The sequence below is a fragment of the Desulfacinum hydrothermale DSM 13146 genome (assembly GCF_900176285.1).
In the GTDB taxonomy this organism is placed as follows: domain Bacteria; phylum Desulfobacterota; class Syntrophobacteria; order Syntrophobacterales; family DSM-9756; genus Desulfacinum; species Desulfacinum hydrothermale.
Genome location: NZ_FWXF01000012.1, coordinates 53,830 through 75,971 on the forward strand (window position 1 = coordinate 53,830; position 22,142 = coordinate 75,971).

Below are 22,142 nucleotides of genomic sequence, written 5' to 3' on the forward strand. Positions count from 1 at the left end.
CGCTCACGAGTCGCTGAACTTGTATCCGCACCCGGGTCGAGCGCAGGTGTAGGTCTTATCGCCCTTCTTGTTCACCCTTTCCACCATGGCCGGGGAGCCGCACTGAGGGCACGTGATCTTGACCGGTCTGTTCCACAAGACGAGATCGCAGTCCGGATAGCGATTGCAGCCGTAGAATTTTCGCCCGCGCTTGCTCAACCGCTCCACCAGCTCCCCGTCGCATCCTTCCCGCGGACAGGGAATGCCCAGACCGATGGGCATGGTGTTCTTGCATTTGGGATAGGCGCTGCAAGCCAGGAAGTCCCCGTAACGGCCCCGTTTGACCACCATGGGACTGCCGCACTTGTCGCAGACCTGGTCGGTGGTTTCCTGCTCCACCATGCGGATGGCTCCCTTTTCATCCCTCTCGTAGTTGGAAGAAAAGGTGCAGTCCGGATAGCCCATGCAGGCCAAAAACGGCCCGTTTCGGCTGAATCGGATATGCAGCGGCTTCCCGCACTGGGGACAGGTGAGGCCCGTGGGAAGGCCCTTCACTCGGAGGTTGCGCATCTCCTTTTGAGCCTCCGAAAGGGTCTTCTGAAAATGGCTGTAGAATTCCTCCAGAACCCGAATGTACGGGGACGTGCCCTGCTCCACCTCGTCCAGGGTCTTTTCCATCTTGGCCGTGAACTCCACGTCCACGATGTCCGGGAAGTGTTGGACCAGCAGATCGTTGATGATCAGGCCCAGCTCCGTGGGCCTCAGCTGCCGCCGGTTTTGCTTGACGTAGTCGCGGTCCACGATGGTGGACAGAATGGTGGCGTAGGTGCTGGGTCGGCCCACGCCCCGCTCCTCCAGTTCGCGGATCAGGCTGGCTTCCGTGTACCGGGACGGCGGCTGGGTGAAGTGCTGCTTGGGGATCAGCTTGTTGAGATCCACCAGGTCCCCTTCCTTCAGATCGGGCAGGCGGCGTTGAGCGCCGTCTTCGCTGTCCTTGTCGTCTTCGTCCTTGCTCTCGGTGTAGAGCACCATAAAGCCCGGGAATTCAATCACCGAGCCCACGGCACGAAAGACATAGACGGCAGGCTTTCTCGAAGCGCCATCCTTTCCGCCTTCTTGACGTTCCAGCGCCTCGATGTCCACCGACGTCTGGAAGATCCGAGCCGGCGCCATCTGGCAGGCCACGAACCGCTTCCATATCAGGTTGTAGAGGGCCCATTCATCGCGTCCCAGATAGTCCTTGACGGACTCGGGCGTACGAAACACATCGGTGGGCCGAATGGCTTCGTGAGCGTCCTGAGCCGCTGATTTGGTCTTGTAGACCACCGGGCGGCCCGGCAGATACTCCTTACCGTAGGCCTGTCCGATGTAGTCCCGCACCGCCTTGACCGCCTCATCGGCCAGGCGCGTCGAATCCGTTCGCATATAGGTGATGAGGCCCACGGCCCCTTCTTCACCCAGCTCCACGCCTTCGTAGAGCCTTTGCGCCACGCGCATGGTCTTCTTGGCGGCAAAGCGCAGTTTGCGGGCCGCTTCCTGCTGCAAGGTGCTGGTGATGAAGGGAGCGGGCGCTTTGCGCTGGCGCCTCTTCTTGTCCACCTTTTGGACACGGAAGCACCTACCCTGAACCTCGCCAACGATGGCCGAGGCCTCTTTCTCGGTGGAGATCGCCGCCTTTTTCTTGCCGATCCGCCACAGCTTGGCCAGAAAGTCCTGCGGTCCCCCGGAGGCATCATCGGCGGAGGGCTTGGCCAGATGCGCCGTAATGGACCAATACTCCTGGGGTTCGAAGCGCTGGATCTCGCGCTCCCGTTCGCACACCAACCGCAGGGCCACCGATTGCACCCTGCCGGCACTCAACCCCCGCCGGACCTTCTCCCAGAGCAGAGGAGAAATGAGGTATCCCACCAGACGGTCCAAGATCCGGCGTGCCTGCTGGGCATCGTAGAGGTTCCGATTCAGCTGCCCGGGATGCTGCAACGCCTCCTTGATAGCCCTGTGGGTGAGTTCATAGAAAAGCACCCGGTGAACCGGCTTGCCGTTGGCCTTCAGTTCTTCGGCTATGTGCCACGCGATGGCCTCCCCCTCCCGGTCCGGGTCGGGCCCCAGATAGATGGCGTCCGCTTTGGCCGCAGCTTCGCTCAATTCCTTCAGAACCTTCTTTTTTCCCCGAATGACCTGGTACTGGGGCTTGAACTGGTGCTCCACGTCGATGCCCAGTTTGGTCTTCGGCAGGTCCTTCACATGGCCCACGGAGGCTTTGACAATGAAATCCTTACCAAGATACCGATTGAGTGTTCGCGCCTTGGTCGGACTCTCTACGATCAGCAGTGATTTGGCCATTCATCCCTCGATGAGTTCGTCTCTCAGTAATCTTTTCGGCAACCTCGGCCGTTTTCTTGAAAACAATCAAAGGCGGACAAAATACTTGCCGGGCAGCTGGCGCACAAGCCCTTTCATTTCCAATTCCAAAAGGAGCGCCATGGCTCGAGCCGCCGAGAAGGAACCGTTTCGGCAGATCTGATCCACATGGATTGGCTCCCGGCAAAGAAGGCCCAGAAGCCGCTGCGCCTCCTCGCTCAGTTCCTTGTCATCCCCCCGGCCCTCTCCACCTGGCTGCGATTCCGGCAGGCTCCAGCTCGGTCGCACCATGGGCGAAATCTCTTCCAGGATATCTTCCGCCGATTCCACCAGTTTGGCCCCCTGGCGCAGCAGCCGGTGTGGTCCGGAACTCCGGAAGTGACGCGCCATTCCCGGCACGGCAAACACCTCCCGGCCCTGTTCCAGGGCCAGCCGCGCCGTGATGAGCGATCCGCTGCGATCGGCCGCCTCCACCACCACCACACCCAGACAAAGGCCGCTGATGATGCGGTTTCGCATGGGAAAGTGCCCGGCCAGCGGCGGTGTCCCCAGCGGAAATTCGCTCACCAGAGCGCCCCCCTGGGCGATCCGGGAACGAAGATCCCGGTTGGGCTTGGGATAGATCACGTCCAGGCCGCAGCCCAACACGGCGATGGTGCGTCCCCCCGCCTTGAGGGCCCCGCGATGGGCCGCGGTGTCGATACCCACGGCGAAGCCGCTCACCACGGTCACTCCGCGCCGAGCCAGATCCGCGCAGAGCCTTTCCGTGAAAAGAAGCCCCCCGGGCGAAGCAAAGCGCGATCCCACCACCGCCACCGCCACCAGATCCCGGGGCTCCAGGGGCCCGGTCACATAGAGAACCGGCGGAGGGTCTGGGATCGTCTTGAGGTTCTGCGGGTAGTCGTCATCGTCCAGGCAGACGATTCCCCAACCCCGGCGCCTGAGCGCCTCCCATTCTTCCTCCACCGGTCGCAAGGTCCGCTTCCGGCCCAGGGCTTCTTTGGCCTGGCGCCGCAGCCCAGGAACCGTTTCCAGGTCGCGGCCGCCGGCGCGCAGCACCGCTTCGGGAGATCCGAAACGTTCCAGGAGACGCCGCATGGAACGCGCCCCCAGGCCGGGTGTGAGCCGGAGGGTGAGCCAAGCCCTTGTCTTTGTGTCCAGTTCGGTTCGTGTCACGAAGGCTTCCTTGATCCGTTTTTGCTGGCAGTGATAGTTATAGATCCCTTGAGCGTTTGTCAAATCCGGACGCGGCTTGCCTCCCGTCCCCTTTGGAGAAACGATGACCCAACCTGTCAAGAAGCCGGAACTGCTGGCCCCGGGCGGCACCCTGGAAAAGGTGCGCATCGCCTTCCGTTACGGCGCCGATGCCGTCTATGTGGGAGGGACCCGCTTCAGCCTGAGGGCTCAAGCGGGCAACCTGACGGATGAAGAGCTGGCCCAGGCGGTCCAACTGGCCCACTGCTGGGGAAAGAAGCTTTATCTAGCCGTCAATGTCTTTGCCCATCCCGAGGAATGGGCCGAACTGGAAGAGGCTGTCGCCTATGCGGCGGGAATCGGGGTGGACGGACTCATTGTGAGCGATCCCGGGGTGATCGACCTGGCCCGGCGGACCGTCCCCCACGTGGCGCTCCACCTGAGCACCCAGGCCAACACCACCAACGCCGCCAGCGCCCGGTTCTGGGCCCGACACGGTCTGCGCCGCATCAACCTGGCTCGAGAACTCAGTTGGGAAGAGATGCTGGCCATTCGAAAAGCGGTGGACGTGGAATTGGAGGTGTTCGTTCACGGGGCCTTATGTATGTCCTACTCCGGAAGGTGCCTTCTGAGCGCCTTTCTCACCCGGCGGAGCGCCAACCGGGGCCTGTGCACTCAGCCGTGCCGGTGGCGCTATCATCTGGTGGAGGAAAAGCGGCCCGGAGAGTACCTGCCCGTGGAAGAAGACGGCCGGGGCACCTATATCTTCAATTCCCGCGACCTGTGCCTTCTTCCCAAGCTGCCGGAGATACTGGGCCTGGGAGTGGATGCCTGCAAGATCGAAGGGCGCATGAAGGGCGCCCATTATGTGGCATCGGTGGTGCGGGCCTATCGGCTGGCCATCGACCGCTATTTCCAAGATCCCCAAGGCTTTCATCTGGACCCGGCTTGGATGGAGGATCTGGACCGGGTGAGCCACCGGCCTTACACCTGCGGGCTCATGTTTTCCGACCACACCGGGGCCGATGCCGCCGTGGCCCACCACGTGGACTACCGGCGCACCCACACGCTGGCAGGGATCGTGAGACGTCACCCCGCCTCCCACCGGGAACACCCGGAATATGGCCGTCGGGATCCGCTGCCCGTTGTGCTGGAAGCGCGCAGCCCCCTGGTTCCAGGTGCCCGCCTGGAATTCCTCTTCCCCGACGGCTCCAACAGGCCCTTTCACATAGCCGAAATGCTGGACGTGGCGGGGCGCCCCCTGGAAAGAGCCCACCCCAATCAGCGGGTCCTGCTCCAGGTCCCCTTCGAACCCTTTCCCGACCAGGTGGTGCGCATGACATCCGAGCCCATCCGACCGGCGAAGTAAAAGGCTTGAAAGGACACTTCAGCGGGTCCCTTTCGGCCGGTCCGCCGCCTGTGCGGCGGCGTCACGACTCATTCCCGTACCGGCGGACCGTGGCGACAAAAGATAAAAAGCGTGTGGAAAACGAGGGAGGGGGATGGGAACGCAACGCGCCGCGGTGATGAACGATCCGGGCACCTTGTCGGAAGACGGCACCAGCCGCCGGGAGCGCACCCCCCGTCCAGGAGGCTATCTGACAAGGGCCTTTCAGCCTTTTCGGGAGTTTTCTAGCTGACTGCAATTCCACAGTGCTCTGTGGCTCTTATGGAGCGTTGTGGGAGGCGGGTTCGGAACCCGCCCCTACTGCTCAAGGGCCAGGCCGGTAGGACGGGCGCGCCGGGTAACTCTAACCTTCCGGCCGCACAAGAAATGAGGAGGACAAGCTCCTAGAGGCGGGCGGCGTAGAACTTGATCGGCTTTTCCGCCCCTTCCAGCTCCATGCGCTCGGTTCCCGCACCATCGTCTCCGATGGGCCAGCACAGGCCGTCCACCGCCTCATAGGAGACGGGCCCCAGATCCTTGACGAGTTGGGCGGCTTCCGCAAAGGCGGCCGCCGGTCCGGCCAGGGCCAGGCTTCCGTTGAGGCGCCTGAGCAGGCCGTTGATGAGGTCGAAGTCCGTTTGGGCCTGACCGGGCGGGTCCATGACCGGGGCGAGTCTTTGGAAGCGCCGCTCGCAGTTGACGGCCGTTCCCTCCTTTTCCATGTAGGCGGCGCCCGGCAGAACCACGTGGGCGAAGTCGGCCGCCCGGTTCTTGGCCGTATCCTGGACGATCAGAAGCTGCAGTTTGGCCAGGGCCGATTCCACCTTTCTTTCCGGAAGTCCCAACCCATAGGGATCCACCCCCACCAGGTAGAGGGCCTTGATTTGGCCCTTTTCGATGGCTTCAAACATGCTGGGCCAGGAAAGGCCGGGATCGCCGGGCACGTCCGCACCCCACAGGTTGGAGGCGACCTTGCGGGAAGCCGCCTGGGTGGCCGACCGAAAGCCGGGAAGGTACTTGGGGCAGGCGCCGAACTGGAGGGCCCCCTGGCCGTTTCCCGCCGTGCCCATGGCCATCACGCCCCCGCCGGGGACTCCCACCGAGCCCAAGAGGGCCTGCAGGGCCACACACATCCGGTAGAAGGTCTCGTTGGCCGGCTCCCGCGCTTTGTCCGCCCCGTAGATGAGGCAAGCCGGTTTCTGGGAGGCATACAATCGTGCCGCCTCTCGGAGGGCATCTTCCGAAAGCCCCGTTTTCTCCGCCACATCGGCCAGGGAGATCTTTTCCAGGCTTCTTTGGAGCTTTTCCAAGTCCTGGGTGTGGGCTTCCACAAAGCCCTGGTCGTAGAGCTTTTCATCCACCATCACCTTGAGAAGACCGCACACCAGGGCGCCTTCGGACTCCGGCTGGATGGCCAGGTGGCATTGGGCGTTCTTGGTGAGCCCCACCCGGTCGGGATGGGCCACAATCATCACCGCCCCTTCCCGAACCGCCTTGCGGGCTCGGATGGCCGCGATGGCATGTGTTTCCAGGGTGTTGGACCCCAATACCAACAGGCTCTTGGCCTGGGCGATGTCCGATAGGGGATTGGTCATGGCCCCCAGGCCCACGCTGCTGGCCAGGCCTTCGTAGAGCGGAAGCTGCCAGGGACCGGCCACGCTGTCCACGTTTTGAGTTTGCAGACCGGCGCGGGCCAGCTTCTGGAGCAGATAGTACTCCTCGTTGGTCAACATATCGCCGCCCCAAACGGCCACGGCCGCCCCTCCGTTCTCTTCCGTCACCTGTCGCAGACGGTCGGCGGCCACATCCAGGGCCTCGTCCACGGGCACCGGGTCCAATTGGCCGGCGTCGCTTTGGACCAGGGCGCCTCGCAGCCTTTCCGGCGTGTTCACGAAGTTGTAATTGAAACGCCCCCGCTTGCAGAGCGCTCCGCCGCTGGCCGGGGACGGGAAGTATCCGTGGGCCGTTACCACCTTGCCCTCGTGAACCTCGTAGGTCACCCCACAGCCCATGGGGCACTGCAGACACACGGTGGTCCCCTTGCTCATCTTCCAGGGGCGCACTTCATAGCGCCCGGACCGGAATCCGATGGCGTCCACCGGGCAAAAATCGGCGCAGTGACCGCAAAATTCGCACCCGGCATCCTCCAGGGGCAGATCAAAGGCCGTGGAGATCCGCTGCTCAAAGCCGCGCCCCACCTTGGTTCAGATGTCGGCGCCCTGGATTTCGTGGCAGGCCCGGATACAACGCCGGCACAGAACGCACTTGTTCATGTCGATATGCAGGTACGGATTGGGGTCCGAATCCACGGGTAGCCGGTGGCGTTCCCCCGTGTAGATGTCCGGCCGGACCCGGTAGCGGTAAGCCAGATCCTGCAGTTCGCACTGGCCCGTAGCCTGGCACGTCATGCATTCGTTGGGGTGATCGGAAAGAAGCAACTCCAGGATCGTCTTGCGGGACTCCTGCACCTTTTCGGAGTCGGTCTCGATCACCATGCCTTCCCGGACCGGAAAGACACAGGCCGCCACCAGCGTGGACCAACCCCGTCGCACATCCTCCACAACACAGATCCGGCAGGCCTCTTCCAGCGGCAGATAGGGATGGTAGCACAAGGTGGGGATGTACACCCCCGCCTGATTCGCAGCCTCCAGTATCGTGGCTCCCTCTTCCACCTGCACTTCCTGGCCGTTGATCTTTAACGTGATCTTCGCCATACGCCTCATCCCTCTTTCCATGCTAGGATCCGTGGGCTCTTTCCACCGGGAGATCCTCAGGGCCCTTCCGCGCCTCGATCTCTTCGAAAGGCCGCCCCGCTGCCGCCCCGAAACCGGTTGCTATTTGCCCTTTTTCTTTTTCTTGGGCACCGCCATGCGCTCTCGGAACGCCTTCTTTCTCTGTATCTCCACCAAAGCCTCGCAGACGCCCGCCGGACACTGCTGTTCTTGGATGTGAGCCAGGAATTCATCCTCAAAGAAACTCACCGCACTCAACACCGGCCGGCTACTGGCCATGGCAAACTGGCAGTGGGCGGCATAGATCATGGTATGGGCCAGCACCTTGATTTGCTCCAGATCCTCCATGGTCCCGGCCCCTTCCACGATACGCCCCAACGATTCATGCATGCGCTTGATGCCCAGCCGGCAGGGAACACACTTACCGCAGGAAAGGCCCTCCTCGAAGTCCAGAAAATACTTGGCCACCTCCACCATACACACCTGCTCGTCAATGGCGGCCAGCATCCCCGTGGTGCGGTCGTAGAGGATGTCCTGCCGGTAGGAACGGGCGGGATTGACCGACAGATAAGGGAAGAGCAGTTTCCCCCGACGGAGGGTCTCTTCCACGATCAGTCCGGCATCCCGGGGATCCACATTCACGTAGAAAAACCCCTTCTGAGGAAATCCCACAAAGGGCCCCATGGCACACGAGCCGGGACATCCCGTCTTGGCTTTTCCCACCGCAATCTCCAGCCCCGATCGTTCCAGCGCTTCTTCCAGGGCCTGGCGCAGCTCCTCACAACCGCAGCCGCACCCTTCCCCGGGGGCGCACACCGTGATGCACGGGCGTTTGCCGTTGGGATCACAAAACGACCGTTCCGGGGCCGGTCGCCGCAGGGGCACCACTTTGGGCGCCGGCTCTTCGTGCGTCTTCTTGATCGACCCGCGCGCCTTGTCCTGAATGTCCCGAGCCAATTCCTTGAATCGTGCCAGCATCTTCACTTCCTTGCGAAAAGGGCGAAACGATGGATCCCCCCAGGGTATACCCGGTCAGGCCGTCACGGCAGCACGGCCACCGCGGCTTCCGAAAGGGCCACAAATCGGTCGGGGAAGATACCCACGTAGATCATGGCAATCACCAAAACGATGCTCAGAATCCGAGTCCAGGTATCCACTCGAACCGGAGGATACTCGCGAACGGGCTCCAGCAGATACGCGGCCTTGATGACGATGAGATAGTAGTAGAGCGAGATGGTGGCATTGATCATGCCGATGACCACAAGCAACAGATAACCCTTTTCCAGGGCGGCCGCAAAGACCAGGAACTTGCCCGTAAATCCCAGGGTGGGCGGAATGCCCGCCAGGCCGAACAGGGCCAGCATCAAGGTCATGGCCAGGAGCGGGGAGCGCTTGTGCAGGCCCGCCAGCTCCTTGATCTGCAGGTTGTGGCCGTCGTCGGCCACCTTGATGATCACCATGAAGCAGGCGAAGTTCATGATCAGGTAGGCCATGGCGTAGTAGACCGCTCCGGCGTATCCGCGCTGGGTCATGCACAGGATACCCACGAGCATGTAGCCGGCGTGGGCGATACTGGAATAGGCCAACAGCCGTTTGATGTCCTTCTGGATGATGGCCACCAGGTTGCCGAAGGTCATGGAAAGAACCGAAAGGACCATCAACAGCTGGATGAGGGTCTCAGAGTGCCCGGTGGTGAGAGCCACAAAGCGGATGACCATGGCGGCCGCGGCCATCTTGGAGGCCGTGGCGATGTAGGTGGTCACCTGGTTGGCGGCCCCCTGGTAGACGTCAGGCGCCCAGACGTGGAAGGGAAAGAGGGCCTGTTTGAAGAAAAAGCCCGCCAGGGTGAGCACCAGCCCCACCAACACCGCCGGCTGATGGAGCAGATGCGGCAGCACCCGAACGATCTCCGCCACGTAGGTGGTATGCGTCATGCCGAAAAGATAGCTCAGCCCAAAGATCATCATGGCCGATGCCGTGGCGCCCACCATGAAGTATTTCACGCCCGACTCCACGTAGGCGTCGGCCCGGTGGCGCATGGGCACCATGAGATAGAGCGAATAGGACGAGAGCTCCAAAGCGATGTAGATGGTCAGGAGCTCCACGGCACTCACCAGCATCATCATGGCCAGGGTGCACACGGACAGAAGGAAGTAAAACTCCGCATGCTTGCGCGGATCGATCCCGTAGAGCTCGCTGCAGACCAAGACCACGAAAAAGGTTCCCAGGGCGATGAGCACCTTGAAGAACTGGCTGAAGAGATCCACCTTGTACGAATCAAAGAAGAGAAACCCCTCCAAGCGCGTACAGGCCACGGTCACCGCCAGCCCGACCCCCGCCAAAACGACCGCCCATCGATAAAGCCGCCTGGAATCCACCCGCCTTTGCAGGGAGCCCACGAAGAAGACGGCCGCCATGGCCACATAGAACAACTCGGGGGTAAACAGGGTCCATTTCATCATGACCAAATCATCCCTCGCATCGCTACAGGCTGTTCACAAAAGGAATCACGGCACTTTGGATCACGTCCAGGATGAGCCTTGGGAACAGGCCGAAAAAGACCAGGATGCCCACCAGGATGATCCTGGGTGATGCCAGAGAAAGGGGCACGTCCGGTATGTGTTCCCATCGGGGGTTCTTCTCCCCGTAAAAGGTCTTTTGCACCACCCGGAGCATGAACAAGGCGCTCACCACAAGACCCGAAACGGCCAGAATACCCCGGATCGGATAGGTCTTCACCGCGGAGATGAAGACCAGCAGCTCCGCCCAGAAACTGCTCATGCACGGCACACCGATACCGCAAAAGGCCGCGATGATGAAAAAGGCCGACGCCTTGGGCATGGTCTTGGACAGGCCCCCCAGCTCGGGAATCATCTTGGTGTGGGTCTTGTCGTAGATGTAGCCCACGGCCGAGAAGAAGAGGGCCGTCATGACGCCGTGGGAAAACATCTGGAAGACGGCCCCGTTGATCCCGTCCACGGTCATGGTGGCCAGACCCAGCCCCACGATGCCCATGTGGGATACGCTGGAATAGCCGATCACGTACTTGAGGTCCGTTTGGGCCAGACCCACAAAGGCCCCGTACACGATGCCAATGGTGGCAAGAAGCGCCATGAGATCCGACCAGTAGACCAGGCCGTCGGGACACAGGGTCATGCCCACCCGAAGGATGCCGTAGGCGCCCAACTTCATGAGCACGCCCGCGTGGATCATGCTCACCGCCGTGGGAGCCGCCACGTGGCCCACCGGAGACCAGGTGTGGAAGGGCCACACGCCGGCCAGAACCCCGAAGCCCAAGTAGAGCATGAGGAAGGCGATGCGCTGCACGTTCACATCGAAGCCCATCCTCTGCAGTTCAAAAAGATCGAAGGTGTGGGCGCCCGCCACGGCCCACAGATAGAGGATGCCCGGCAGGATGAGCACGCTTCCCGCCAGCAGGTAGAGCGTGAGCTTCATGGCACCGTATTCCTTGCGGGTGCCGCCCCAGATGGCGATCAGAGGATACATGGGAAAGAGCGACACATCGTACCAGACGAAGATGAAGAAGAGATCCATGCTCATGAAGACGCCGTAGACGCCGGCCACGAGCAGGTAGGTGAGCGCGAAGTATTCCTTCACCCGCCGTTCCAGCTCCCACATGGTGAGCACTCCCGTAAAGAGCACCACCGCCGTGAGCAGCAGCATGGGCACGTTGATCCCGTCCACCCCCAGGAAATAGTAGATCCCCAGGCTCTTCACCCACAGGACCCGCTCCACAAACTGCAGCCCCCCCTTCTGGGTGTCGTAGGCGAAGTAGACATAGAGGCACAAAGCCAGCCCCACCGCTGCGAAGCCCAGGCTCACCTGCTTGACCAACTGGGGGCGGTCGTCGGGGATGAGGAGGATCACCACCAGGGCCAGGATGGTTGAAAAAAGAATCACCGAAAGAACCGGAAACTGTGCAAATTCCATGGCCGTCATAAGCATGCCCACTCGCTCTTAGTCGTTGCTGTCAGTGGAACCCCGCCGCCTTTCGCCACTAGAGCACAAAGAACAAGATCACGGCGCCCACGCCCGCCACCATGAGCACCAGATTGTACTGGACCATTCCCGACTGGAGGAAGCTGACCACTCGGCCGCCGCCCACCGTGAATCGGCAGATGCCGTCGATGGCCCCGTCGATCACGCGCCGGTCGTTGCGGGTGAACAGATTGGTGAACCCACCGTAGACCAGATGATCCAGCAGCCACCGGTAGGCATGGTCTATGTACCAGCGATTGGCGAACAGAGCCTCCACCTTGGGGTAGCGCCGCAGGAACCCCTCCTGGGCCGCCCCCTTGCGACCGAATTCCAGCCACGCCCACACGATGCCGCCCAAGGCCAGGGAGACCGCCGAAAAGAGCAGCACGTAATGGCCCAGTCCGTGGCCGGCGCCTTCGCCGTGGAACTCCGCCTCGTGGACCGCCGGGCCGGCGCCCAACAGGAAGTGCTCCAAGTCCTTATGGAAAAAGCCCAGGACCAGGGTGATACCGGCCAGAATCATCACGGGCCAGGCCATGGCCCAGAACGTGGCGCCATGATGGCCCGCTTCGTGGCCGTGATCGTCATGGCCGGTACCTTGGTGGGCCGCGTCGTGGTGGGCCGGCTGCCGGGGAAAGAGGATCATGAAGATGAGCCGGAAGCTGTAGTAGGCGGTCATCAAGGCCCCCAGGAGCCCCGCCACGAGCCACACCTTGTTGGGCTTGGCCGCTAAAACACCCATGATGGCTTCCTTGCTGAAAAACCCCGACAAGGGAAAGATCCCCGACAGAGCCAAGGCGCCCACGGTCATGCACACCATGGGGATGATGAGCTTCCGGCCGCCTCCACGGCCGATCTCCCGCATGTCGTTGGTGTGGTATTCATGGATGAAGATCCCCGAGCACAAAAAGAGCAGCGCCTTGAAACCGGCATGGGTCGTGAGATGAAAGACGCCGGCGAAATATCCGCCCGCTCCCAGGGCCATGACCATGAAGCCCAGCTGGCTGATGGTGGAATAGGCCCACACCTGTTTGATGTCGTAGGCGACCATGGCCATGGTGGACGCCAGCAGCATGGTGACCGTGCCGATGAAGAGCGTCACGGCCATGGCGTCCGGAGACGCGGCGAAGAAAGGAAAGATGCGGCTCATCATGTAGACGCCGGCGGCCACCATGGTGGCCGAATGGAGCAGCGCGCTGACCGGGGTGGGGCCTTCCATGGCATCGGGCAACCACGTGAGCAGCGGGAACTGCGCGCTCTTGCCCACCACGCCGCAGAAGATAAGAAGGGCGGAAAGGGTGACCACTGAAGGCGCGATCCTGTGCGCCTGAGCCGCCTCGTTCATACTGAGGATTCCCAGGTCCCCGAAGCCCAGCAGGACGGCGATGATGCCGAGGAAAAAGCCGATGTCTCCCAGGCGCGTCATGACAAACGCCTTCTTGCCGGCCTGGGAGGCGCTCCACTTTTCATAGTAGAAACCGATGAGCAGGTAAGACGCCAGGCCCACCAGCTCCCAGAAGATGTAGAGCTGGAGCATGCCCGGAGCGATGACCATGGTCATCATGGCCCAGGCGAAAAGGGACTGGAAGGCGTAGTAGCGGCTGAAGCCCGGGTCCCCCGCCATGTAGCCCAGCGAATAGACCTGCACCAGAAAGGCGATCACGGCCACGATGGTGAGCATCAAAAGGCTCAGTCGATCCAACAGAAAACCGAAGGGAATGATCATGTCGTTGGAAACGATCCAGGCCCATTGGTACTGAACCGGTTCAGGAGCGTGGCGCAGCGTCCACAGCAGATAGAGCGCTGAAAGCAAGCACGCCGCGATGGCGGAGATGGAGATGGCCGCCGACATGCTCCTGTAGCGGCGCGTGAAGATGAGAATCACCACCATGGACACAAACGGCAGGGTGGCACAAGCGGAAGCCGCCAAGAGAACCGGATCTTTTGCAAGCCACATCATGGACATCGTCCCTCAACGCATGCAGGTAGTGTTCAATGCAACACAGGTCACCGCCGTCAGACGCCTTGTGCTCTTTCGCTCAGCCCTCGAGCCGTCGGGCCTGCTCCACGTTGATGGAATGCAAGCGCCGAAAGAGGGCCAGGATGATACTCAACCCGATGGCCGCTTCCGCCGCCGCGATCCCCATGACGAAGAGCGTCACGATCTGCCCCACAGCCGGTTCGGGGGCCAGGAAGCGGTTGAAGGCCATGAAATTCAGATTGGCGCCGTTGAGCATGAGTTCGATGGAGATGAGCATCCCGATGAGGTTTCGGCGCAAAATGACTCCGAACAGCCCCAGGCTGAAGAGCACCGCCCCCAGCACCAGATAGACGGAAAGTGAATTCACGAGGACAACCTCCGGCTGAATCCTGTGGTCAAGATGGCCCCGATGATGGCCACCAGAAGCACCAACGAGATGAGTTCAAAGACCAGGTCGTAACGGGTGAGCAAGAGGTGCCCGATGGTGACGATGGACCAGTCCGCACCGCGCTCCGCCGCCGGGTGCCAGACCGTCTTCCAGATCACGGCGGCAATGGCGACAAAGAAGACACCAGAGGCCCCCGCGCTCAGCACCACTTTGCCCATGCGCCTCTTGGGAACCTCCAGGTGCAATGGTGGGGAAAGCATGATGGCGAACACAATGGCCACGCAGATGGCTCCCACGTAGATGAGCAGTTGCATGAGCGCCAGAAAGAAGCTGCCCAGGTAGAGAAAAAGGCCCGCCACCCCCGACAGGCACACGATGAGGCCCAGCACGTTGTAGACGATCTTTCGCGGGAAGACCGCCAGCACGGCCCCGCCGAAGGTCAAGCCCACCACGACCCAGAAGGCCGCGTGGATCAATCCGCTCGTCAGAAAGGAGTTCATGACCGGGATTCCTCCATCCTCGTCACCAGGTCCACCACGCCGTCCCAGCGCGACGGCCCCTCCATCTCGTATTCCGTGGAAAATTGAAGGGTCTGGGTGGGGCAACTCTCCACGCACAGCCCACACAGGCTACACCGGGTGAAATCAATGACATAATGGGTGGCCACCTTGCCGCCCCGGGCATGTTGCTTCACCCCCTGGACCTTGATCACCCCGGAGGGGCACACACGCTGGCAGGTGCCGCAGGCGATGCACCCGTGGGTCCCCGTCTCGGGGAAGACCTTCAGTTCGATGTGTCCCCGATAAGCCGGGGACAGCTCCAAGCGCTGGCGGGGGTACTGCACCGTCACCACCGGCTTGAAGAGGGCCCGGCCGGTGACCTTCATGCCCTCCACCAGGCTCCAACCGCCGACCACAATGTCTTTCCAGTATCCCATTGCCTTCCTTTACCCATCCGTCGACCGATTGACCCAGACCGGATCCTCATCACCCCTACACGAACTTCACCACCAGGGCCGTCACCAAGAGATTGAGCATGCTGAGCGGGATCAGCACCTTCCAGGAAAAGTTCATGAGCTGATCGAAGCGAACCCGTGGAAAGGTCCAGCGAAACCACATGAGCACAAAGAGCAGAAAGTAGGTCTTGGCCAGAAACCAGATCACGCCGGGAATGCCCAGGCTCCATCCGAAGGGACCGTGCCACCCGCCCATAAAGAGGCTGGTGGCCACGGCGGAGACGATGAACATGTTGGTGTATTCGGCCAGGAAGAAGAGGCCGAAGCGCATGCCCGAATACTCCGTGTGAAAGCCCGCCACCAGTTCCGATTCGGCTTCGGGGATGTCGAAGGGGGCCCGGTTGGTTTCCGCCGTGGCGCAGATGAAGTAGATGATCGCCGCCACCGGCTGCAAAAAGACGAACCAGACCCGGTGCTGGGCCATCACCAGTTCGCTGAACTTGAAGGAGTGCACCATGAGGACCACACTCATAACCGACAGGAGCAGCGGGATTTCGTAGGCCACGTTCTGGGCCACCGAGCGCATGGCACCCAGGAGCGCATACTTGTTGTTGGACGCCCAACCGCCCACCAGGATGGCCAACACGCTGAAGGTGGAAAAGGCGAAGATGAGCAAAAGCCCCACGTTCATGTCCCGGATGATGAGCTCGGGACCGAAGGGCAGGACCAGAAAGGGGATGAGCACCGGCATGAAGACGAGCACCGGCGCGATCACAAAGAGCTTCTTGTCCGCCTTGAAGGGGGTGATGAGCTCTTTTCCCACCAGCTTGATGCCGTCCACGATGGTCTGGAGCAGTCCGTGGGGGCCCACTTCCATGGGGCCGTAGCGCAATTGGATGTGCCCGGCTACTTTGCGCTCCAGCCACACCAAAAAGAGCGCGTTGAGCTGGCTGAAGATCAGAACCACGATCAGGCCCACGATGAGTCTCAGCCAGTCTCCGCCCGTGTTGGTCGCCGCTTCCATCATATCGGGGTTCTCCCTCGGCTATCGGTCAATCTCCGGCACAACGATGTCGATGCTTCCCAGGATCGAGATGGCGTCCGCCACCAGGGTCTCCCGGAACACTTCGGTGAGGCAGTGCAGGTTGCCGAAGCTGGGCACCCGCACGTGGCATCGGTAGGGATAGGGACTGCCATCGCTCACCAGATAGTAGGCGGTCAGGCCCCGGGCGCTTTCGAAGGCAAAATAGACCTCACCGCGGGGTGGCTTCACCTTGAGGCGCACCCGTTCCTGCCGATACGGTCCGTCCGGGAGCTGATCCAAGGCCTGCTCGATGATCCGGCAGCTTTGCTCCATCTCCTCCAGGCGCACCCGGTAGCGATCCAGCGCGTCGCCCTTTTCCCCCACCGGGATCTGGAAATCGAAGCGATCATAGACCTCGTAGGGCTCCACCTTGCGCATGTCGAAGGGCACACCCGCCGCGCGCAGGTTGGGGCCCGTGACGCCGAACCGCCGGGCCAGGTCCTTGTCGATCACACCCACGTCACGGGTCCGGTGGATAAAGATCACGTTCTTGGTCACCAGGTTGTGGTAGTCCTTCCAGCGGCTCCGAAGCCGCTTGACGAAGGCCCGGGTCTGTTCGATGAACACGTCGTCGATATCGCGGGTCACGCCGCCGAACCGGCAATAGCTGTAGGTGAGCCGCGACCCGCTCACCCGATCCAGGATGTCCAGGATGTTTTCGCGATCGTCGAAGCAGTAGAGAAACGGCGTGAAGGCCCCCAGGTCCATGAGATAGGTGCCGAACCAGAGCAGATGGCTGGAGATGCGGTTCAGCTCCGCACAGATCACCCGGATGTAACGGGCCCGCTCGGGAGGCTCGATACCCGCCAGCTTTTCCACCGCCAGGCAAAAACCGTGATTGAACAAAAGCCCGGACAGGTAGTCGATGCGGCTGGTGTTGGGCATGAACTGAAGATAGGTGCGGTTTTCGCCCATCTTCTCGTGGCCCCGGTGCCCGTAGCCGATGACGGGATCCGCCTCCACGATGTATTCGCCGTCCAGGGTCAACAGGATGCGCAGGACCCCGTGGGTGCTGGGGTGCTGGGGACCCAGGTTCAGACTGTAAAGGTGCTGCCGTACGGGTTCCGCAAAATGTTCAGCCATAGATCTCTTCCCGTTTTCGATAGGCGTGGACCGTGCCGAAAGTCTTGCGCAGAGGCCGCTCGTCCATGTCCTCCGGCAACAGGAGCGGTCTCAGATCCGGGTGTCCCGAAAAACGCACGCCGGTAAATTCCCAGACCTCCCGTTCCTGCCATAGGGCCGAATCGTAAAGACCCGTGGCGGACGGCACCTCCCCGTCGTGGGGGCAGAGCACCCGCAGGGCCATCCGGGATCGGGGCTCGTAGGTGTTCATGTGGTACACGATCTCCATCGTATCCTTGAAGTCCAGCCCCGTGATGGACTCCAGATAAAACCCGGCGTCCCGGAACACCCTGAGAACGTCCGGAAGGGATGGGGCCGGTGCCTGCACCGTCCAGCTCACCCCCTGGGCATAAGCCTCATCCGGCCTCAACGCCGCCTCACCCAGCAACTCCTGAAGCCGGCGAACCACCTCTTCTCGTGCCGCCATGATCAGCTCGTACCTCCCATCCGCCGAAAACGCCGCAACAGATTTCGGTCCTCGCCTTGGGTGATCTTGTCCTCCAGCGCCAGAATCCCCTGGGTCAAGGCCTCCGGTCGGGGCGGACATCCGGGGACATAGATGTCCACCGGCACGATCAGATCGGCTCCCGGAACGATGGCGTATTGGCCGTCGTATTCAAAGGGACCGCCCGAAATGGCGCAGTTCCCCATGGCGATGCACCATTTGGGATGGGGCATCTGGTCCCAGAGCATCTGGATGGCCGGGGCCATCTTCTTGGAAATGGTTCCCGCCACGATCATCACGTCCGACTGGCGGGGAGAGGGCCGGAAGACGCCGGCGCCGAACCGGTCCAGATCGAACCGGGCCGCTCCGGCGGCCATCATCTCGATGGCGCAACAGGCCAGACCGAAGGTCATGGGCCAGAGCGAATTGGCTCGAGCCAGGTTCAGCAGATCGTCCAGAAGAGCGAACTGAATGACGGGCTCTACTCTTTGGTTTTCCACTCGAAGACTCCTTTTCGCCACGCATACACAATGGCCAGGGACAGAATCCCCACAAAGAGCACCACTTCCACGAAATCGCGGATGGCATACTGGCCGTAGGCCAGGGTCACCGGGAAGAGGTACAGCACGTCCACGTCGAAGGCCAAAAAGATGAGGGCATAGATGTAATAGGCGGCGGTGAACTGGATCCAGGCACTGCCGATGGTCTCCATGCCGCTCTCATAGGTCTGGTCCCGATGCCGCCCCGTGCTTCGCGGCACAATGAGGTGCGACAAAAGGATGGGTATGACGGCGAAGACGACCCCCACCACAAGGTAGAAGGCGATGGCCAGGAAATCTCCCAGATGGGCTTGCATAGATCGTCCCTCTTACTCGATGTAGATGGCCTTGAACTTACAGGTCTCGATGCATATTCCGCACCGGACGCACACTTCCTCGTCGATGCAGTGGCATTCCTTCTTGGCCCCGATGATGGCGTTTTCCGGACATCGACGCCGGCACAGGCCGCAGCCCGTGCACTTGTCCGTGTCGATCACATAGCGGATGAGCGGTTTGCAGATCTTGGCGGGGCATCTTTTTTCATGGACGTGGGCCTCGTATTCGTCCCGAAAGTACTTGAGGGTGCTGAGAACCGGGTTGGGCGCGCTCTTTCCCAGACCGCACAGGGCCGTTTCCCGGATGGTGTAGCAGAGCTCTTCGAGTTTTTCGATGTCGCCCGGCTGGGCACGCCCTTCGCACATGCCCACCACCAGTTCATGCATGCGCTTCACACCCACCCGGCAGGGAATGCACTTGCCGCACGATTCCTCCACCAGGAAGTTCAAAAAATAGCGGGCCACGTCCACCATGCAGGTCTCTTCGTCCATGACGATCATGCCGCCCGAGCCCATCATGGATCCCGCTTCCTTGAGCTTTTCGAAATCCACGGGCAGATCGATCATCCGGTCGGGCACGCAACCACCGGACGGACCGCCCGTTTGAACCGCCTTGAACCGGCGCCCTCCCGGGATCCCGCCGCCGATGTCGTAGATGATCCGCTTCAAGGGCGTGCCCATGGCCACTTCCACCAGGCCCGTGTTGTTGATCTTTCCCACCAGGGAGAAGATCTTGGTGCCCTTGGAGCGTTCGGTGCCGATGGACGCGTACCAAGCGCCGCCGTTGTTGATGATCAGCGGCACATTGGCCCAAGTTTCCACGTTGTTCAGGTTGCTGGGCCGGTTCCACAGGCCTTTTTCCACCGTGTGGATGTGCTTGCCCCGGGGTTCGCCCACCTTGCCTTCCAGCGAGGCCATGAGCGCCGTGGACTCGCCGCAGATGAAGGCGCCCGCCCCGCGGTTCACATGCATGTCCAGGCTGAAGGAGGTGCCCAGGATGTTGTCTCCCAAAAGCCCGTACTGCTTGGCCTGCTCAATGGCCCACAGGGCGTTTTTCACCGCCATGGGATACTCGAAACGCACGTAGATGTAACCTTCCCGGGCCCCGATGGCATACGCCCCGATGATCATTCCCTCCAGAACCTGGTGGGGGTTTCCTTCCAGGAGCGAACGGTCCATGTAGGCCCCGGGATCCCCCTCGTCGGCGTTGCACATCACGTACTTGATGTCCCCATGGGCCCTCCGGCACGACTCCCATTTGACCCCGGCCGGAAAGCCGCCGCCGCCCCGACCGCGAAGCCCCGCCATCTTCACTTCCTCGATCACTTCCTCGGGGCTCATGCCGGAAAGCACCTTGGCCAGAGCCGAATACCCTCCCCGGGAAATGTAGTCGCCGATGTCCCGGACGAAATTGGACCCCGTGTCCTTAAAGACCATGCGCTCCTGCTTGGCAAAAAACGGGATTTCGTACTCGTGCACGATCTTCTCGCCCGTGGTGGGATCCACGTAGAGGAGCTCTTCAATCACCTCGTCGGCCAGGACGCTGCGCTCGACGATCGCCTCCACCTGATCCGCCTTCACCCGCTGATAGAAGATCTCCTCGGGTTCGATCACCACGATGGGCCCCGCGGCGCAAAAGCCGTTGCAGCCCGTGGGCACCACCAGAAAATCGCGCGCCACCCCCCGTTCTTCCAAGACCCGGTTGAACGCGTCCACCAGCCTTTCGGCACCCTGAGAATGGCAGCCCGTACCGTTGCACACCCGGATGCGTTTGCGGATGTGCCGGCGCCTTTCGATGATCTGCTGTCGCAGGGCGTCCAGATCCTGAATGCTCTTGAGCCGCTCCATGGTTCTCCCGCTCACGCGCTCTGTTTCTCGATCTCTTTGACGAGCGCCGCCATCTTGTTGGGGGTCATTTCACTGTGAGTTTCCCCATTCACCACCACCACCGGCGCCGACGCACAGGCCCCCACGCAGTTGACCGTCTCCAGGGTGATGGCCAGATCTTCGGTGGTCTGACCGGGATCCAGCCCCAGATCCTGCCTGACACGGTCCAACAGCTTGGGCGCACCCCTCACGTGGCAGGCCGTTCCCGTGCACACATGAACGATGGTGCGGCCCCGCGGCGTGAGACTGAACACCTTGAAGAAGGTGGCCACACTGTAGACATGACTGACGGGCATGCCCAGGCATTGGGCAATCCGGACGATGCTCTCCCGGGGCAGGTAGTTGAAGTGATGGTTCACATCCAGCATGATCTGTAGGAGCGATTCCGGCTTGGCGCCCCACCGATCGATGATCGCATCCACATCCTGAAGAATGTTTTCCATCGAAAGAGGCCTCCACGCTGCTCGTTGGGGGCTAGAGGTTGGATCGGGCGAGGGAGCACGGAAAGACAAGTGATTTTTTGCACAACGTCGCCTCGCCGTCAAGGGAAAAATTGTGCATTCAGAACCTTTTCCGCGCCGTGCGAGGCCCGGCGCCTGCCTTCAGGCCGCGTGGACCACCACCCGAAAGATGGATCCTTCCCCCTTGCGGCTCACCACCTGGATGGTGCCGCCGTGGGCGCGGACGATCTTGCGGACGATGGCCAGGCCCAGACCCGTCCCTTCCTGCTCCCGCACCTCCCGATCCTTGGCCCTGTAAAACTGCTCGAAGACGAAGGGGACCTCCCTTTCGTCGATACCCACGCCCGTGTCTTCCACTTCCACCTGGACCGACCCGTTCTGGCCCCGGGCCCGGATGGTCACCCGCCCGCCGACCCGATTGTACTTGATGGCGTTGGAGATCAGGTTGCTCAAAACCTCCCGAAAGGTGTCCGGATCCGCATGGATCCGGGGAAGGTCCTGGGGGATCTCCACGTGGAGCGAGACGTTTTTTTGCCGCGCTGCCCATTCCAGGCCCTTGAGCGCTTCATCCAGGCATGCGCGCAGATCCACCGCTTGCAGCCGGCTGACGATATTTTCCTCGCTCAAACGGCTCATGTCCAGCCAGTCGTTGATGAGCGCCATGAGGGATTCCAGCCGATCCTTGGCCCGCTGGAGCATCTCCCGCTGGCTTTCGCTCAGATCCCCGCCGATTCCCGCCAGAAGCACTTCAAAATACTGAAGAATCGCTGCCAGAGGGGAGCGGAGCTGATGGGTGACCATGGTCACGAAGTTTCGTTCCATGGCCTCCTTCTCTTCCCGAAGCGCCCGGGATTCCAAATCCAGTCGGCGCTTTTCCAGCCCGCGCCGCACCGCGATGAGCAGTTCGTCCGGCGTAAAGGGCTTGGGAAGATAGTCGTAGGCCCCTTCCTTCATGGCCGCCACGGCGCCCTCGACGGTGGCATAGCCCGTGATGATGACCGTGACGATGGAGGGATCGTAGGCGTGGATGCGCCGCACCACCTCCACCCCGTCCATGTCGGCCATCTTGAAATCCACTAGGACCAGATCGTGGGGCTCCCGCATGAGCAGCTCCAGCCCCTCGCGGCCACTGGAGGCCAGGCCGACGGTCATGCCCTCCCGGGCCAGAACCCGGCGGCACGACACGCGGGCGATCTCTTCATCGTCGATCACCAGAACCTTCGGTGGATCCACTCTGCGCCCCCTCGATTCACCGGGAACCCCACCCTTCGTCCGGCAGATTGGGACCGGTCC

General features: G+C 61.7%; 20 protein-coding genes. 1 reads left to right on the forward strand and 19 read right to left on the reverse strand.

Annotated features, from left to right (window positions below; translation table 11 throughout):
• Positions 1 to 3: 3 nt before the first annotated feature.
• The gene (gene topA / locus B9A12_RS11195) at positions 4 to 2,322 is read right to left on the reverse strand and encodes a type I DNA topoisomerase (RefSeq protein ID WP_084057981.1); all 2,319 of its coding nucleotides are present in this window, start codon (positions 2,320 to 2,322) and stop codon (positions 4 to 6) included.
• 66 nt (positions 2,323 to 2,388) lie between these two features.
• Positions 2,389 to 3,516 (reverse strand): DNA-processing protein DprA, encoded by a 1,128-nt coding sequence (gene dprA / locus B9A12_RS11200; protein ID WP_212636914.1) that lies wholly within the window; start codon positions 3,514 to 3,516, stop codon positions 2,389 to 2,391.
• Between the two features lie 103 nt (positions 3,517 to 3,619).
• On the opposite strand from dprA, the gene B9A12_RS11205 reads away from it, so the two are divergent.
• On the forward strand, positions 3,620 to 4,903 hold the full coding sequence (locus B9A12_RS11205) for a peptidase U32 family protein (RefSeq protein ID WP_084057982.1): 1,284 nt from the start codon (positions 3,620 to 3,622) through the stop codon (positions 4,901 to 4,903).
• A 422-nt stretch (positions 4,904 to 5,325) separates the two neighbouring features.
• Here the strand turns inward: B9A12_RS11205 and B9A12_RS11210 are convergent, their stop codons facing one another.
• From B9A12_RS11210 to B9A12_RS11290, 17 genes are all read right to left on the reverse strand, one after another.
• Positions 5,326 to 7,119 carry a molybdopterin-dependent oxidoreductase gene (locus B9A12_RS11210; protein ID WP_084057983.1) on the reverse strand — a complete coding sequence of 598 codons (1,794 nt, stop codon included), beginning with the start codon at positions 7,117 to 7,119 and terminating at the stop codon, positions 5,326 to 5,328.
• 6 nt (positions 7,120 to 7,125) lie between these two features.
• Positions 7,126 to 7,635, reverse strand: a complete 510-nt coding sequence (locus B9A12_RS11215; RefSeq protein WP_170920550.1) for a 2Fe-2S iron-sulfur cluster-binding protein — start codon at positions 7,633 to 7,635, stop codon at positions 7,126 to 7,128.
• 120 nt (positions 7,636 to 7,755) lie between these two features.
• A complete protein-coding gene (locus B9A12_RS11220) occupies positions 7,756 to 8,631 on the reverse strand; it encodes an NADH-ubiquinone oxidoreductase-F iron-sulfur binding region domain-containing protein (RefSeq protein WP_084057985.1) in 876 nt (291 codons plus the stop codon).
• A 62-nt stretch (positions 8,632 to 8,693) separates the two neighbouring features.
• Entirely contained in the window at positions 8,694 to 10,115 is a 1,422-nt protein-coding gene (locus B9A12_RS11225) for an NADH-quinone oxidoreductase subunit N (RefSeq protein WP_084057986.1), read from the reverse strand.
• A gap of 22 nt (positions 10,116 to 10,137) precedes the next feature.
• Complete coding sequence (locus tag B9A12_RS11230) at positions 10,138 to 11,619, reverse strand: complex I subunit 4 family protein (protein WP_245802431.1); 1,482 nt, start codon at positions 11,617 to 11,619, stop codon at positions 10,138 to 10,140.
• A gap of 52 nt (positions 11,620 to 11,671) precedes the next feature.
• A complete protein-coding gene (locus tag B9A12_RS11235) occupies positions 11,672 to 13,612 on the reverse strand; it encodes an NADH-quinone oxidoreductase subunit 5 family protein (protein ID WP_084057987.1) in 1,941 nt (646 codons plus the stop codon).
• 79 nt (positions 13,613 to 13,691) lie between these two features.
• Entirely contained in the window at positions 13,692 to 14,000 is a 309-nt protein-coding gene (gene nuoK / locus B9A12_RS11240; RefSeq protein ID WP_084057988.1) for an NADH-quinone oxidoreductase subunit NuoK, read from the reverse strand.
• Positions 13,997 to 14,521: an NADH-quinone oxidoreductase subunit J family protein gene (locus B9A12_RS11245; RefSeq protein ID WP_084057989.1), complete on the reverse strand. Its 525-nt coding sequence runs from the start codon at positions 14,519 to 14,521 to the stop codon at positions 13,997 to 13,999. Before B9A12_RS11245 ends, nuoK begins: the two co-directional genes overlap by 4 nt.
• Entirely contained in the window at positions 14,518 to 14,958 is a 441-nt protein-coding gene (locus B9A12_RS11250; RefSeq protein ID WP_084057990.1) for a NuoI/complex I 23 kDa subunit family protein, read from the reverse strand. The genes B9A12_RS11245 and B9A12_RS11250 overlap by 4 nt, the downstream gene beginning before the upstream one ends.
• Before the next feature lie 55 nt (positions 14,959 to 15,013).
• The gene (gene nuoH / locus B9A12_RS11255; RefSeq protein ID WP_084058027.1) at positions 15,014 to 16,000 is read right to left on the reverse strand and encodes an NADH-quinone oxidoreductase subunit NuoH; all 987 of its coding nucleotides are present in this window, start codon (positions 15,998 to 16,000) and stop codon (positions 15,014 to 15,016) included.
• A gap of 21 nt (positions 16,001 to 16,021) precedes the next feature.
• Positions 16,022 to 17,143, reverse strand: a complete 1,122-nt coding sequence (locus B9A12_RS11260) for an NADH-quinone oxidoreductase subunit D (RefSeq protein WP_084057991.1) — start codon at positions 17,141 to 17,143, stop codon at positions 16,022 to 16,024.
• Complete coding sequence (locus tag B9A12_RS11265; protein ID WP_170920551.1) at positions 17,136 to 17,609, reverse strand: NADH-quinone oxidoreductase subunit C; 474 nt, start codon at positions 17,607 to 17,609, stop codon at positions 17,136 to 17,138. The genes B9A12_RS11260 and B9A12_RS11265 overlap by 8 nt, the downstream gene beginning before the upstream one ends.
• A 2-nt stretch (positions 17,610 to 17,611) precedes the next feature.
• A complete protein-coding gene (locus tag B9A12_RS11270) occupies positions 17,612 to 18,127 on the reverse strand; it encodes an NADH-quinone oxidoreductase subunit B (protein WP_084057993.1) in 516 nt (171 codons plus the stop codon).
• Positions 18,109 to 18,483: an NADH-quinone oxidoreductase subunit A gene (locus tag B9A12_RS11275; RefSeq protein ID WP_084057994.1), complete on the reverse strand. Its 375-nt coding sequence runs from the start codon at positions 18,481 to 18,483 to the stop codon at positions 18,109 to 18,111. Before B9A12_RS11275 ends, B9A12_RS11270 begins: the two co-directional genes overlap by 19 nt.
• A 12-nt stretch (positions 18,484 to 18,495) precedes the next feature.
• Entirely contained in the window at positions 18,496 to 20,349 is a 1,854-nt protein-coding gene (locus B9A12_RS11280; RefSeq protein ID WP_170920552.1) for an NADH-ubiquinone oxidoreductase-F iron-sulfur binding region domain-containing protein, read from the reverse strand.
• Positions 20,350 to 20,360: 11 nt separating this feature from the next.
• Positions 20,361 to 20,831 carry an NADH-quinone oxidoreductase subunit NuoE family protein gene (locus B9A12_RS11285; RefSeq protein ID WP_084057996.1) on the reverse strand — a complete coding sequence of 157 codons (471 nt, stop codon included), beginning with the start codon at positions 20,829 to 20,831 and terminating at the stop codon, positions 20,361 to 20,363.
• A 159-nt stretch (positions 20,832 to 20,990) separates the two neighbouring features.
• On the reverse strand, positions 20,991 to 22,082 hold the full coding sequence (locus B9A12_RS11290) for an ATP-binding response regulator (protein ID WP_139796599.1): 1,092 nt from the start codon (positions 22,080 to 22,082) through the stop codon (positions 20,991 to 20,993).
• Between the last annotated feature and the right edge of the window lie 60 nt (positions 22,083 to 22,142).

Bases quoted from the DNA above. Each gene is read 5' to 3' on its own strand.
- topA (WP_084057981.1), bottom strand. From the start codon at position 2,322: ATGGCCAAATCACTGCTGATCGTAGAGAGTCCGACCAAGGCGCGAACA.
- B9A12_RS11205 (WP_084057982.1), top strand. From the start codon at position 3,620: ATGACCCAACCTGTCAAGAAGCCGGAACTGCTGGCCCCGGGCGGCACC.
- B9A12_RS11215 (WP_170920550.1), bottom strand. From the start codon at position 7,635: ATGGCGAAGATCACGTTAAAGATCAACGGCCAGGAAGTGCAGGTGGAA.
- B9A12_RS11220 (WP_084057985.1), bottom strand. From the start codon at position 8,631: ATGCTGGCACGATTCAAGGAATTGGCTCGGGACATTCAGGACAAGGCG.
- B9A12_RS11225 (WP_084057986.1), bottom strand. From the start codon at position 10,115: ATGATGAAATGGACCCTGTTTACCCCCGAGTTGTTCTATGTGGCCATG.
- B9A12_RS11230 (WP_245802431.1), bottom strand. From the start codon at position 11,619: ATGCTTATGACGGCCATGGAATTTGCACAGTTTCCGGTTCTTTCGGTG.
- B9A12_RS11235 (WP_084057987.1), bottom strand. From the start codon at position 13,612: ATGATGTGGCTTGCAAAAGATCCGGTTCTCTTGGCGGCTTCCGCTTGT.
- B9A12_RS11245 (WP_084057989.1), bottom strand. From the start codon at position 14,521: ATGAACTCCTTTCTGACGAGCGGATTGATCCACGCGGCCTTCTGGGTC.
- B9A12_RS11250 (WP_084057990.1), bottom strand. From the start codon at position 14,958: ATGGGATACTGGAAAGACATTGTGGTCGGCGGTTGGAGCCTGGTGGAG.
- nuoH (WP_084058027.1), bottom strand. From the start codon at position 16,000: ATGGAAGCGGCGACCAACACGGGCGGAGACTGGCTGAGACTCATCGTG.
- B9A12_RS11260 (WP_084057991.1), bottom strand. From the start codon at position 17,143: ATGGCTGAACATTTTGCGGAACCCGTACGGCAGCACCTTTACAGTCTG.
- B9A12_RS11265 (WP_170920551.1), bottom strand. From the start codon at position 17,609: ATGGCGGCACGAGAAGAGGTGGTTCGCCGGCTTCAGGAGTTGCTGGGT.
- B9A12_RS11275 (WP_084057994.1), bottom strand. From the start codon at position 18,483: ATGCAAGCCCATCTGGGAGATTTCCTGGCCATCGCCTTCTACCTTGTG.
- B9A12_RS11280 (WP_170920552.1), bottom strand. From the start codon at position 20,349: ATGGAGCGGCTCAAGAGCATTCAGGATCTGGACGCCCTGCGACAGCAG.
- B9A12_RS11285 (WP_084057996.1), bottom strand. From the start codon at position 20,831: ATGGAAAACATTCTTCAGGATGTGGATGCGATCATCGATCGGTGGGGC.